At 65.3% G+C, this 13,201-nt stretch carries 11 protein-coding genes; 9 read left to right on the top strand and 2 right to left on the bottom strand.

All coding sequences use genetic code 11. The features are described 5' to 3' along the window. The first annotated feature begins 1 nt into the window (after position 1). The 7 genes from ACFC3F_RS00410 (at position 2) to ACFC3F_RS00380 (ending at position 5,603) form a co-directional block, all read left to right on the top strand. On the top strand, positions 2 to 1,855 hold the full coding sequence (locus tag ACFC3F_RS00410) for a type IV secretory system conjugative DNA transfer family protein (RefSeq protein ID WP_376125155.1): 1,854 nt from the start codon (positions 2 to 4) through the stop codon (positions 1,853 to 1,855). Next, complete coding sequence (locus ACFC3F_RS00405) at positions 1,852 to 2,247, top strand: hypothetical protein (protein WP_376125152.1); 396 nt, start codon at positions 1,852 to 1,854, stop codon at positions 2,245 to 2,247. Before ACFC3F_RS00410 ends, ACFC3F_RS00405 begins: the two co-directional genes overlap by 4 nt. Next, positions 2,244 to 2,765 (top strand): hypothetical protein, encoded by a 522-nt coding sequence (locus ACFC3F_RS00400; protein ID WP_376125149.1) that lies wholly within the window; start codon positions 2,244 to 2,246, stop codon positions 2,763 to 2,765. The genes ACFC3F_RS00405 and ACFC3F_RS00400 overlap by 4 nt, the downstream gene beginning before the upstream one ends. Continuing rightward, a complete protein-coding gene (locus tag ACFC3F_RS00395) occupies positions 2,762 to 3,208 on the top strand; it encodes a single-stranded DNA-binding protein (RefSeq protein WP_376125147.1) in 447 nt (148 codons plus the stop codon). Before ACFC3F_RS00400 ends, ACFC3F_RS00395 begins: the two co-directional genes overlap by 4 nt. Positions 3,209 to 3,620: 412 nt before the next feature. After that, complete coding sequence (locus ACFC3F_RS00390; RefSeq protein ID WP_376125144.1) at positions 3,621 to 4,589, top strand: hypothetical protein; 969 nt, start codon at positions 3,621 to 3,623, stop codon at positions 4,587 to 4,589. 55 nt (positions 4,590 to 4,644) lie between these two features. Continuing rightward, the gene (locus ACFC3F_RS00385) at positions 4,645 to 4,899 is read left to right on the top strand and encodes a hypothetical protein (RefSeq protein WP_376125142.1); all 255 of its coding nucleotides are present in this window, start codon (positions 4,645 to 4,647) and stop codon (positions 4,897 to 4,899) included. 446 nt (positions 4,900 to 5,345) lie between these two features. After that, positions 5,346 to 5,603, top strand: a complete 258-nt coding sequence (locus ACFC3F_RS00380; RefSeq protein WP_376125139.1) for a hypothetical protein — start codon at positions 5,346 to 5,348, stop codon at positions 5,601 to 5,603. 15 nt (positions 5,604 to 5,618) lie between these two features. Here ACFC3F_RS00380 and ACFC3F_RS00375 read toward each other — a convergent pair whose 3' ends face one another. Together ACFC3F_RS00375 and ACFC3F_RS00370 are read right to left on the bottom strand one after the other, a co-directional pair. Then, positions 5,619 to 8,666: an AAA family ATPase gene (locus tag ACFC3F_RS00375; RefSeq protein WP_376125137.1), complete on the bottom strand. Its 3,048-nt coding sequence runs from the start codon at positions 8,664 to 8,666 to the stop codon at positions 5,619 to 5,621. 458 nt (positions 8,667 to 9,124) lie between these two features. Then, entirely contained in the window at positions 9,125 to 10,390 is a 1,266-nt protein-coding gene (locus ACFC3F_RS00370; RefSeq protein WP_376125134.1) for a helix-turn-helix domain-containing protein, read from the bottom strand. A gap of 251 nt (positions 10,391 to 10,641) precedes the next feature. Here ACFC3F_RS00370 and ACFC3F_RS00365 point away from each other — a divergent pair, with 251 nt between their 5' ends. Beyond that, on the top strand, positions 10,642 to 11,841 hold the full coding sequence (locus ACFC3F_RS00365; protein ID WP_376125132.1) for an ATP-binding protein: 1,200 nt from the start codon (positions 10,642 to 10,644) through the stop codon (positions 11,839 to 11,841). Further along, entirely contained in the window at positions 11,842 to 13,128 is a 1,287-nt protein-coding gene (locus tag ACFC3F_RS00360) for a hypothetical protein (RefSeq protein ID WP_376125129.1), read from the top strand. Positions 13,129 to 13,201: the final 73 nt, after the last annotated feature.

The raw sequence follows: 13,201 nt of genomic DNA, 5'->3' as shown, positions 1-13,201 counted from the left end.
GATGAGTGACGGGCTGCTTGTGAAGATCCTCGCCGGCGCAGCGGCCGCAGGGATCGTCCTCACCCTGGCCACCGCGTTCCTCGCTGAAGTAATCACCCAGGCCCTGTGCGGTGCCCGCCCGACCCCGACGGGCCTGTTCTCCGGCATTGGGCTTGCCCTGACCGGGGACCCCACCACTTATACGGCTCCGGCGGGGTGTGAGTTGCCGGTGTGGCAGATCCGGGTCGCCGACCTCACCGCCCTGCTCCTCATCATCGCCCTGGCGGTCGTGGTCATCACGGCGGTGCGCCGCTACCAGCACTCGGACCGGGCGTTCGTCTCGGATTTGCGCACCCGGCCGGGGTTCGCGGCCGGGTCGGAGATCCGCCAGCACCTCTCCGCGAAAGCCGTGCTCCGCAGGGCATCCCAGCTGCGGCCAGGGGCGGGGCGGGCGGTGCCCGCGGATGTCGGGTGGCGGGTCGGACGGTCGCGGGGGATGGACGTGTACGTGTCCATCGAAGACTCCGTCGCTCTGGAAGGCCCACCCCGCTCCGGAAAGGGATACCGGGTTCTGATCTCCGCGATCCTCGACTGGACCGGGCCGCTCATCACGACCTCGACTACGAACGACAACCTCACCGCCACCATGCGGCCCCGCCAGGCCCGCGGGGACGTGCACGTGTTCGACCCGCAAGGCCTCTCCGGCATCCGCCACCCCCTCCGGGTGTCCCCCATCACCGGGTGCGAAGACCCGCTGGTGGCGATGCAACGTGGCGCCGCGATCATCACCGGCACCGCCCTCGGATCCTCGTCCACGAACCAGGAATGGGCGCAAGCCTCCGGTGTCGTCCTCGGCCGCCTCCTTCACGCCGCCGCTGTCGGCGGCAGAACAATCGCCGACATCTACGACTGGGGATCCTCCTCTGCCCTTGCCCGCGGGGCGGTGGACATTCTCCGCGGTGATGGGGCACCGGGGTGGGGAGACAGCCTGGAGGCGACGATCAGTGGGGATGAGAAGCTCGTCTCCTCCATCTGGTTCGGTGTCCAAGGCGCCGTCGCCCCGCTCGCCGTCCCGCAGATCCGCGACTCCCTCATGCCCCGCTCCGGCGACCCGATCTTCCGCCCGGGCGAGTTCCTCACCGCCCCCAACACCCTCTACCTCATCGGGTCCTCCTCCGGTGCCGCCGCGATGGGCGGATGGTTATCGGCGCTGATGGATGACGTCGTGGAGGTCGCCCGCACCACCGCGCTCGCCTCCCCCGGGTCGCGGTTGCCGTTGCCGTTGGGGTTGATTCTGGATGAGATCGCCAACATGTTCCGGTGGGGAAACCTGCCCCGCACCATGGCCGACGGTGGTGGGCGCGGCATCTGCACCTTCGTCGTGTTGCAGGCCCTCTCCCAAGCAGAAACGTCCTGGTCCAAAGCAGAAGCGGACACCATCTGGGCTGCCGCCACCGCGAAAGTCCTCCTCGGCGGCGCATCGCACGTCGATCACCTGCGCGATGTCGAAGCGCTTCTCGGCACGAGAGACACCCGCCGCACACAGAGGTCGTGGACGACGAGGGAGAGCGGGCACTCCACCAGCGAACACAACGAACGCCTCCCCCTCATGTCGGTCGATGAGATCCGCCGCATGCCCCAAAACCTCGGCCTCCTCGCCTACCGGAACCGCCGCGGCGTACTCCTGGACCTCACCGGATGGGACGAACGCGCCGACGCCCGCACCATCCGCACCGGCAAAGCCGACACCGAACGCGAACAACAAGCCGTCTTCCACACCCACACCACCCCGACGACTCCCTCAGCCGAGAACAAGGCTTCTCCTGAGGAGCCGGCGGCTGAGGTCGAGGCGGTTGAGGTGGTGAGGGACGAATGAGCAATCGCCGCAAGCCCCGCGACGCCGGGTACCAACGCGATTACCTCCGCTCGAGGGCGTGGTTCGCCCGCCGGGACCGCTGGTTCACCGACCGGCTCCGCAGCACAGGGGAGCTCGCGTGCGCGGCGTGCGGGGGTGTCGCGTCGAAGCGTGAGCTCGAGCTGCACCACGTCGACTACGCCGGCGTCACCATCCAGAACGGCAGGTGGGTTGCCGCGGAGCGGGACGAGGATCTGGTGGCGTTGCATCGGGGATGCCACGAACTGCTGCACCGGCTCATCGACCGCGACCCCGTCCTGTCCCGCCACCGCACCCGCCGCGACGCCACCGCCCTCGCCCTCACCGCCCTGCGATCCAAGCTCCAGCGCTACGGGGAGGGGGTGGTGTCGTGAAGGGGTACAACCCGGACGTCGACTACGACGGGATGCTCGCCGACGACCTCGCCCTCGACGCCCGACAGCGTGGCGGGACGTCTGCTGCGATCGCGGCGCACGTGGTGAATTGGCGCACCCTCACCGATGAGGGAGCCCCGGTGGAGTGGGCGGCGCTTCGGGCGTGGGTGGAGTGGTTCACCGTCCGCTACCACGTCCCGCACAGCGTCATCCCGAACTGCTGGTGGCAACACGGGGCGCTCGTGGAAGAACTCTCCGCCCTGCACACCGCACACACCGTCTCCTTCGACAGTTCCGACACCGGGTACGGACCGGTTGGATTCCACGAACACCTCACCCTCGCCCACCCCCGCCTCACCCGCGCGTACGGCGGCGGGTGCAACAACGGCCACCAAGCCACCCGCCCCCGCTCCTGGACGAACGTCACCGACGAGAAGGAATGGGCTGCGTGGACCACCACCGGCCACGCCCACCGAGACACCGACACCGGTGCCTCACAACGGAAGGAAGAAGGATGACAACCAGAATCCCGGTCACCATCGAGGGAAACCTCACCGGCGACCCCGAACACGGCGCCAGCGACACCGGCAACGAATACGCGCGGTTCACCGTCGCCGTCAACGACCGACGCCTCAACGACACCACCGGACTGTGGGAAGACGCCGGCACCGTCTTTCACCGCATCGTCGTGTTCAACAAACAGTCCCGCAACGTCGCTGACTCGCTCCGCAAAGGCGACGCGGTCCTCGTCGCCGGGGACCTACGGTTCGGGACCTACGTCGACAAGGAAACTGGGCAGACCCGGGAGACCCGCGACATCGTCGCGGACAACGTCGGCGCGTCCCTGAAATTCCAGGGCGTCACCGTTCAGCGCAGCCCAAAAGCTGACGGCCCCGCCGCATACACGACGGGGCCGACCAGCACGCCGGTGAATCAGACCGGCGCCACACTTGCACGCTGACCCAACAACAGGAGCGGGCGAGAGTCACTGTACTCCCGCCCGCTCCGCATGTGTACGCCTCCTGCGCGAAGTCCCCGCCAGCGGTCGACCGCACCTCGAGGTACGCACATGTCGCTGTACGGCGCCCTGATCCCGCGTGGATGCGAGGTGCGCCTCGCCGCGACGCCCCTCTTGACCGGCCTCGGTTGAGGGTGGAAGATGCGGTCCAAGAATTCGGCGATCAGCTGAATCACTGGGGGCATCACATGACCGATAACTCTGCAGGCCCAAGTCTCGGCGAACGCATGACCCGAAACGGCGTGGAGTACGTCTTCCAAAACGGCATCTGGGTGCCCGTGGGTGATTTGCCAGGCTTTCCCCCGGACAACGCCCCGCACCGCAGAGTAGATGGTGACGAGCTCGGCGACTGGGCATGAGCACACTCGAAGGCAAGCCCAGTGTGGAGGTGCCCCCGGACCGCTGGCGGGAGGCGATCACAACATCTCGTGAGGCCGCGAAGTGGGGTGCGGGGGCGATCGGCGCCGTCGGCGTGGCCATCTTCGGCGGGATACCTGCGCTCAAAGGGCTGAACTTCGAGTGGGGCAACCTCGAAGACAACTCGCAAATGTGGTTTGCTCTCGCGTCGGCGCTGGTCGGAATAGGCGGGGTGACCCTCACCATCGTTCTCCTGATCCGCGCAACGCTGCCAATGTACACATCGTTGTCGCGCATCAGCCAGCAAACCCGGCGAGACCTGCGCAGAGCTGCCGTGGGCGAGTTCCTCCCCGCGGCATACCCGACCGTGGAACTACTCCAGCAGGAGATCGCTAGACGAGAGGAGGCCGTCGCGTTCACTGAGCAGCAGGCGCGCGACGCGGTCGGATCGAATAAGACAGCAGCCACCAAGGTTCACCAGGATGCTGTGGTCTTTCTTGAGCAACTGCGGGCGTGGGCCACGCGGCTTCTGAACTACGACGGGTTCAACCAAACGCAACGGCGATTGGTCGGGCCTGTCATGGTCATCGCGATCTCCGCAACCGCGCTCGGCGCCACCTGTTTCATGTTCGCGACCAGCAATCCTGCTGATAGCGCGGAGGACACGGTGCCGCCTCCCGAGGTTGGCCAGGTTGCCTACCTCACACCGCTCGACGCTGCCGCATGGGCGGAGATCACCAGCGTCGCACGCGTCGATGGGTGTCAGGACGATCAGGGGCGCTACCTCGTTCTGGTTACCGGCCACGCCGACGACCTGTACACCGTCCAGACATTGCCTCGCGCTGCCGGTATCTGCCAAGCATGGACGTTTGATGTTCGCGCGGAGGTGGCCAGTGTGAACGTGCTCGCCGAGCCACGCAAGGCCACCATCAGGTTCACGCCCGCACCGTCGCCCGCAGAACGCTAGATCGGCGGCGGTCCCGCGTGTACCTTCGACCGCGGCTTCGGCGTAAATTGTCTCTGTGGACGCCGCGCTCATGCTCTCGTTAGTGGTTCATGTCGCGTCCGCTGCGAATGCAATCGATGACGCTTTCGACAAAGTGCCGCGGCCATGGCCCGTAACGGCAGGGTCGTTCGTTGATTCGGCGCTGGAGCACGCTCATCATGCGCTCGATGACGCCATCTTCGCGGCGTTGGAATCTGGCGTCACTATCGAGCAGATCGAAACTGCCATCGGTCACGCCGTCGTCAAGCCGGAGTGGTTCGACGACCAATAGCCGCCAGCGGTCGCTCGAGAGGTGCCCACCGGGAGAGGCCCGGCCAGTGGGAGCTTCTCTCCTTCTCAGGCGGATGCGAGGGTCACCGCATTCGACCAGACCCAGCAGCGGTACCCGTTGCCTGCGACGGTGAACTGGACGCCGCACGCAACGTCGTTCCAGACAACGACAACGCCGTCCACCTGGACCGCGTGCGGACCGAACCGCACCCACGCGCGACACGCGCGAGGCTTCGGGTCTCGCGTGACCGGCAATCGATCTTCTTGACGTTCGTCGGCAGTGAGGGACTGCAGGGGGTGTTGTTCCGCGACGCGCTGCAGGATTCGGTCGTTCATCTGCGCGTCGACCCTGTCCGCATACCGATGATTCGTTCCCACCGAACCTGCCCTCCCTTCACGAACGACGACACTACCGAGTGTCGCACTTGTGTTCTAATCTTGGGGACCATGGAAACGCAGAAAATCGAACACGATCTGACGTTGTGGATGGCGAACGATATCCCTGAGCGGATGTTCTATGCCGGTCGGCGCTGGCGCGTCACGGATGTCCCGACCCGCCTGCGGAAGAGCGTATGGACGATGGACGTTCCGACGCACGGTCTGTACGGGTGGCGGTTCCAGGCGACAGCCGAGAACGGGGACACATTCGTATTCGACGTCTTCCGCACCGAGCACGACTGGCACGTCCACCGTCAGTACTCCTGACCTCCCGCACCCACGTCACCGCGACAGGCCATGGCTTTCGCTCGGCGCGGCGGGCGTATGAAGTGGCGCGCTGACGGCGACCGTCGCATACGCTGGCTCACGCGCGTGCAGCGGGGCCATCTCCTGGGCGATGCGGTCGCGTTGAACACGGCGCGCATGCAGCCGCTCAGCGAGTCGCGCCCGACGAGTCCCCACCGCCAGCGGCGCCGAAGGCCCGCGGGCGTGTCCGGCGGCGTCGGCCGAGGCCGCGCGAGCATCGAGATGCTGCAGCCCGCGGGTGGCCTCAGCGATCCATCGGTCGAGGCTGGCGAGGTGATTCAGCCCGTCGTTCTCAGATGAGTGGTCCGGCGCGTGCGGAGACGCGCCGGGCCCTTGCGGAGGGTGGGCTGCACGGTGCAGTTCACTGTGCGCAGCGCGGCGGGATTCATCGATTGTCACCTCGGGTGTGCCGCGGAGCATGGTCGAAGCCAGAGCGTCGAGTGCGGCGTCGCGGTGGTGGCTGATGAGGATGGCTTCGTTGACATAGCGGCCGCGGGTCATCCCGACGTAGAGGCCGGCGGCGTTCACGCCGGGTCCGACGATGGATACGTCGGCGGTCTCACCTTGAATGCCGTGCACGGTCGACGCGTACGCAAGGTGCACATGCTCGGCGGCGTAGGCGCGATCGACGGTGCGGGTCATACCTGAGTGGTGAACGCTGACGAGTTCGAGGTTGTCGCTGGTGATGCGGCTGATTCTCCACAGGGCCCGGTTTTCGACATCGGTGCGATGGTCGTTACGGCGGGTTTGCACGACGTCGCCTTCCAGCAAGCGCTGCTCGCCCTGCCCGACGGCGAGCCGCCGGGCAGAGAGGTCCCCGTCTGTGACGCGGCGTTCCTGGATCGCTTCATTGACCGCCGCGGCTTCGTCGTTGGTTCCCGTCACCAACGCCACCCGCTGCTTCTTGGCGCTGTGGCGGAAGTAGGCGTCCACCATCGCCTCACGGGCGGTCGCCTCATCGGGCGCCAGCCGCACATGACCTCCCCCGTGCAGGGCACATGCAATGTCGAGCGCGTCGTCGGCGGAAGTGGGGCGCCGCATACGAAGAGTAAGGGCGGCGTAGTCCTGGTCGTGGAAGCGGTGCACAGCACTCAGCTCGACGGTCGCGGTGGCGCAGCGGGTGGCGATGGCCATCGCGCCGGCGTGACCGACAGGGGTCGCTTGGAGGTCGTCGCCAACCATCACGATCCCAGCCCCCGTGGAGGCTACGACGTCGGCGAGGGCGTTCGCGGTCTGCAGGTCGACCATCCCCGCTTCGTCCACAACGATCCGATCCCCCGCCCGCAACAGGTAACGCCGGGGCCCCTCATAGATGACGCCGGGCCGTGCGGGGTCGGGGTCACCTCGTTCTAATCGGGTCCAGGATTGTGCGCCGGCAGGGTCGGTGCCCCATCGCCAACCGTGGTCGGCGAGGAGGGCGTGCAGGCTCGACGCGGTCGCCCCGATCTCGGTCCCGGCGACCGTCGCAGCCTTCTTCGTCGGCGCGACCACCACCATCCGCCGCCCCTGATCCATCAGCGCGGCCATCGCCACCCGCAGCATCGTCGTCTTCCCCGTCCCCGCAGGTCCGGTGATCGTTACCAGCCGGTCCGTCCCAGCGATCTCCCCCGCCGCCTCGGCTTGCTCCGCGTTCAGTGACACGGCGTCGGGGAGGACCGTGTCCGCGATACGAGCGATTTCCTGGTGCGTGCAGCGGGTGCCCGAGCGGGTGATTCGCTCGAGGCGAGCGGCGAGGTCAACCTTGAGTACTGCGGTCGCGGTGGCCATCAGCGCTTTGACGTGATCAGGCGCAGCGGCGCCGTCGAGGAGATCGATCGTGTGGGTGAGAGCAAGGTCCACGATCCGGTCAGCGACCGGGTCCAGCTCGTCCCGGTCCGCGATGACACCGGATGCGGCGAGGGCACGGAGGGCGCCGGCTCGAACGTCCAGGAGGCTGAACCGGCCGCCCGTGGCCGTGGAGCGGTCGTCGGCTTCCACGATCGCCGTCGCTGCGAGCAGTTCCAGGTTGAGTTCCTTGATCCGCGTCGCCCGCATCCGGACAGGCGGGCGGGGGATCAGGATGCGGCGGTCGATCGCGGTGAGTTCGTCCCGGATGAGGCGTTCCCATTCGGCTTCGTCGATGTCGTGTGGTTTCTGCGGGCGACCCATCGCCCACGCAAGGCGATCCACCTGCTGGATGACATCCACGCTCGGGTTCTCACCCGGGTGCTCCTCCCGCCACTGGGACAGCAGCATGGCCCGGTTTGCTTCGATCTGTGTCGACCTGCGCGAGAGTGGACGAACCGCATGCGACAACTCGGCGATCTCCCCAGCACCATCGAGGGTGAACCCGTGGCGGGCGAGAGCAGCAAGCCATGTCGGGTCTGTGCGGGCGGCGAGTTCTCCCTCTGCGTTGATCAGCGTGTGCAGCTTCATCGCCACCCGGGAGTCGACGTTCGACCATTGCCCATCCCGACCCTGGACCTTCACATTCAGCCACAAGTGCCGGTGGATGTGCGGGTCCAGCGCACGGGAACGGCGGTGCTGCAGCTCGACTACTTCCACGCGCGCGAGATCCTCACGGATCCGGCCGCCGGCACCGCGACGCGCGTTCAATTCCCGCTGCCAGGTCAGAATGATCCGATCACGCAGCCGATCCTGGAGCGCTTCGAACTCCACCGCGAGATCCGCATCCAACACAGCGGCGACGCTGAACGACTTCGGTGCGTTGATCGTCCCATCCAGCAGCAGATCCGCGGACGGCAGCTGCAGATCACGACCCCGCCGCTCCCCCAACACTGGATCACACCCGTCCACCCACCGCCGCAACGCCGACTCGTCCAGCAGGTCCATCGAGATGGCACCGTCCTCGACGACGAACCGCGAGACCCCGACGGCGCCGGCATCACCATACGCGGTGAGCGCGTCGGCGCCCGTTGTGGCTCGCAGGTGGGAATCGCAGGTGCCCTTCAGCGCGTAAGAGATCGCCTGCCGAACCCCGTGAGATTCGACACCCCTCTTCCACCGCTCGAGGCCGCCGCGCACACCGTCAGACTACGCGCTTATGCTGATCACGTCACGGGTTACACAGAAAGTGCCTGCGTGCATCACTTTCTTCTATCGCCTGATTGGTTCGGCAAGAGGGTGATCGCCAGCGCGCGGATAGCGGAGGGCGAGCGAGCATTCTGTCGAGCGGGTCTCGCGAGCATCCTCGGCGAATTCACGAATCTCAGCTGTCAGCGCTGTTCTAGAACTGGGGCGCCGCCTTGGGCCTCCACCTGGCCTTCACATCCCATCGCTGCTGCTCGGTGAACGACCGGCTTTCGGGCGCCGCCCGATCGCTGCCGCGGGTGGGACGCGCACAGGGAAACTCGACCTCGCTACGCGGACGGGTGGCGAGCCTGCCGGCTTGGATGGCGATGCCGCACTCCGTGTCCGCGATTTAGAGGGAGGCGCTCCGATGCTGAGTGGCTAGTCGGCGATGCACCCGAGTTGGGCCCCGCTCACCAGTCCCATTCGTGCGGCCGCCGCGGGAGCGAGGCGCTCAGGATCGTGGGCTTCTGGATCCCGACCTGATTCAGCGCGGCGGTTGCGAGGTCGACGGCGGCAAGAATAAAAGTGCTGTCGTCTGTTGAGGGGTCGACAGTGGTGTGCACAGGGCGGAACTGCCCGCTGAGGGTGCGGTGGACTCCGTGCGGGGGCGCCGCTCCTCGTTCGTGAAACTCAGGCGAGGTGCTGGTCGCGTTCTCGAACTCGACGCCGAGGAGGATCTCGTAGTCGCCAGCGGGTGTATCGGCAGCGACGGCATGTACGAGCGCAAGCAGTGCGGCAGTGAATCCTTCGATCGCGATCGTCGGTACCTCGTGGGGCTCGTATGGCTTACCAGTCTTCTCGTGCTCATGGCCGCCTGCACGCCACGACATCCCGACTGAACCATCGTCGAAGATCGCAGCGTGCGCCTCCCGGTTGTCGTCGGGGCGTTCCGGAGGGAGGTACTGCCCCGACAGCGTCGGTCGCGGGCGATAGATGTCCACGTCCTCGAGAGGACCGTACTTGGTGAGCCCGCTTAGCCACCACCGGGTCACTAGGGTGGCCCGATTGGCTGTGTTGGTTACCCGATCTCGGGGTTCGGTGCGGGGTCGCAAAGTGCGGGGTCGTGCCGCGCCCACAAGCACAGCGCGATCTCCGGTTCCGACGGCGGTCGCCATATCGTCGTAGATCTGTTGCAGCGCTTGCTCGCCCCGCCGTGCCCCCTCGAAGCGTGCTCGGTACGCCGCCTCGATCTGCGGCTCTTTCATCCAGTGGGTATCGGCCCCGGTGCGGAGTGGTGCTCCGAAAGTGTCACCGCGGTATACCAGGTGCGGCCCATCGGGACTCGCCGGAATCACGAGCGCAACGGCACGATTGCCGTTCGAGGATGGAACTGCAATCGCTTGGACCCCAAAGACCGGCGGGGTAATCGCGGTCATGCATACCTGCCGGATGGTGCGCTCGTAGTTCTCTGTAAGCTCTCCGGCATCGTGCCGCCCATCAGCGGCCTTGTTGGTCTCAGTTAAGCCAAAGACCAAGACTCCGCCGCCGGCGTTTGCGAACGCGGCGATGTCCTTGACGTAATCGGAATCGCGGAACTCCTTCTGCGGAGGGAGCGCCTTCTTCCAATCGAGCGCGTCGCTTTCTTCGATTCCTTGAGCGACCACGGCATCGATCATCTGTTCGGTGAGCGGTCCAGGGGGCTCCCCGAGCGCATAGTGCAAGGGCGTGTGCAGCATAGGTCTCAGCATAGGAAAGGGTTGAGGATCGGGTCCCTCCCGAAACATGGCATGAAGACTGACCGGATATCGCGAGACCACCTCTCGAAGAATGATCCCGATGACTCCCACGGTGTCGCTCGTGCTCGAAGTTGAGGCTCGTGGAGTTCGCGGAGCGATGAGCGATAGAGGGTGGGTGGGCCCCGATAGAGTCGAGTTCTGCCGCAGGGGAGGCGTGGTTGACTGAGCCAGAGCTGTTCACACTGGGTCGCGTGATCTCAGTGGATGTTGACGCTGACGAAGCATGGGTAGAACTCGTGAGCGGCGGCATGGTCCACTATTCGGTAGACGACCTGCCAGGCGATGAGGGCTCGCTTGTCAGCGTCGGAATGCGCTCGGGCAATCTCCTTGGTGCACCGCCCGATACAGTGTGGCCGCGGACAGCTCGGAACGTCGGGACTCTCAAGCACATCGGTGACGAACGAATCTTGATGGAGTTTGCTGGGGCGATCCGGGCACTCGGGGTCGAGGACGTCGTCGAACCCCGCGTCGATGCTGGATACGTCTTCGACGACACACAACAACGTTGGTGTCCGCTCACTGATGAGGAGTCGGCAGTGATCATCCAGATCGACGAGGTCATTTCGCCGTTCAACGTGGAGTCGTACACCGCAGAGCCACAGGCCGCTGCCGAATACGGGGGCATGCGCGAGACAGTCGACGAACTGATCCGGCTGCTTGAAGCCAACTTCAGGTCTCGAGCTGAGATGGTTGGCCGCAGTGATCGACCCAAGCCCCCAGCTGGCGCGGTGTTCTTCGGACCTCCGGGGACAGGAAAGACCCACCTTGCGCGGACAGTCGCGAAATCACTCGGCTCTGATCTGATCACTGTCAATGGACCGGAACTGATGGATAAGTACCTTGGCTCTACCGAACGTGCGTTCCGGTCACTGTTCAGCCTTGCGCGCGAGAAGCCGCGGTCGATTATCTTCATCGATGAATTCGACACCATCGGCTCGCGCAGAGGTCCTGACGTGCACGAGGCCATCAATCGACAGGTCGGACAACTGCTGTCCCTCATGGACGGCGCCGCCTATGCGACCAAGCCCTTCGTGATCGCTGCCACGAATCGATTGGAGGACGTAGATCCAGCGTTCCTGCGGCCGGGGCGGTTCGATTTTCCCGTCGAGTTCAGGCTTCCCACCCTTCAGGGGCGGCTCGAGATCCTCCACGCGCAGGCTGTGACGGTGCAGATAGGTGATCCTGCCTGTCTACCGTGGCTCGCGGCCTCGAGCAATGGGTGGTCGCCCGCCGAGTTGGCGCTGATCTGGACTGAAGCTGACGGGTGGCGCACGGCCGAGGGCAGATCGGACCTCACCCTGGAAGACATTGTGCGCGGCTATGAGCGAGCACGGGATCAGCATTCCGTTGTGCTGCGGGCCAACGATTCGGTCAAGACGAGGGGTATGTAATTGGGCTGGCTCTGGTGGCGTCGGGCGATTCAGCCCGCAATTCGTGAGTTTGTTTATCTCGACGAAGTCAGTGTTGAGAGCCTCCTGGCGTCCGTCGACGGAGAAATTCTCGTTGAGAGCACTCGCACTAGTTCGCGTTCGACCGAGGTTGGAGTGTCAGCGACGACTGCCGACGGCCTTTTCGAGCAGGCCAGCTTTTCTCCGAGTCTGAAGAGCGTGCGCGGCAGGCAGGTGCAGGAGCTCCGCAAGTCCGTCGCTCAATCGGCGTTCGCAAGATTTCGCCAGCGCAACATGAGTCGCTTTGCGATTCATGGACTCGATCCCGCGGAGCTGAGTCAACGACAGCGTGAGGCGATCGCCCGGCGGGAGAGCAAGGCGCTCCGGCGATGGAAGCAGGGTATTCCCGTAGCTGATGTCCGGCGCGGAGATCTTTTCGAGATCGAGTCGGACGTGTCCGCTGCCGACATCTTCCGCGTACGGACGGCGATGGTCGCCGTAACGGACGTCATGGAGGCGTATCCGACGTTCTTGTCGCTGGAGCAACGAGAGATCTTCAAGACCACGCGGCCGCTAACTGACCTAATTGACAAGCTGAACGGGGATGCAATCCCGGTTGTGGGCCATCGACCGAACCTAACCATTGAAGAGATCGAGGGCGTCCAGTGGCTTGTGGCCGCACCGCCGCGCGACGGGATCGTAATTGAGAGTGTTGTCCAGCCACAGTGGTTCTGGGGTGATCCGGGCCGGACTCTGTTCCAGGATCACCGGTTCAGGATCCTTTGCCGGGTAGTATCGCCCTCTCTCTCCGCGCGACCTGCGAGCTCGTATGTCGGGACGATCCTGCGAACGATCAATGATGAACTCGCTGCCACGGTTGATGCGCTTGGGCCGATGTTTCTCGGCGCGCTTCGCACGGGGCACCAGCGCGGCAAGCAGAATCGGCCACCGTCTTACGAGCTGTTTGACTGGTATGTGACCGCGATGTCCGCACACGTGGATCCCACGGTTGACGCGAACAGCATCGCCACAGTGCGAGATTCCTTCGACGTCGCCGTCGAGCGCTTATCCCTTGTTGAACAGACACAGCTGTTCAGATCAATCGACCAGGCGATTTTCTCCGGCGCCGCAAACGTCCTTGACGACGTCAAGGCTTCGCTTCGCGATAGCGCGCGGACGCGGTTCGCATTGTGGCCGTGGTCGTCAGGTTCCACTTCGGTGACCGAGCCATTGGAGGAGTCGGGCAAGTCGCAGTTCTTGGAGGTCGAGATCATCGCTGCGTATTGGTAGAGCATGCGGGTTCCTGGTCCACCGCCAACGGTGTTCAGCGCCACCAACCCATCTGATCGGCTCCACCGCTTGC

The organism is Microbacterium sp. NPDC055910 (genome assembly GCF_042271185.1).
Taxonomy (GTDB): domain Bacteria; phylum Actinomycetota; class Actinomycetes; order Actinomycetales; family Microbacteriaceae; genus Microbacterium.
This window is presented reverse-complemented; position numbering and strand designations above follow the sequence as displayed.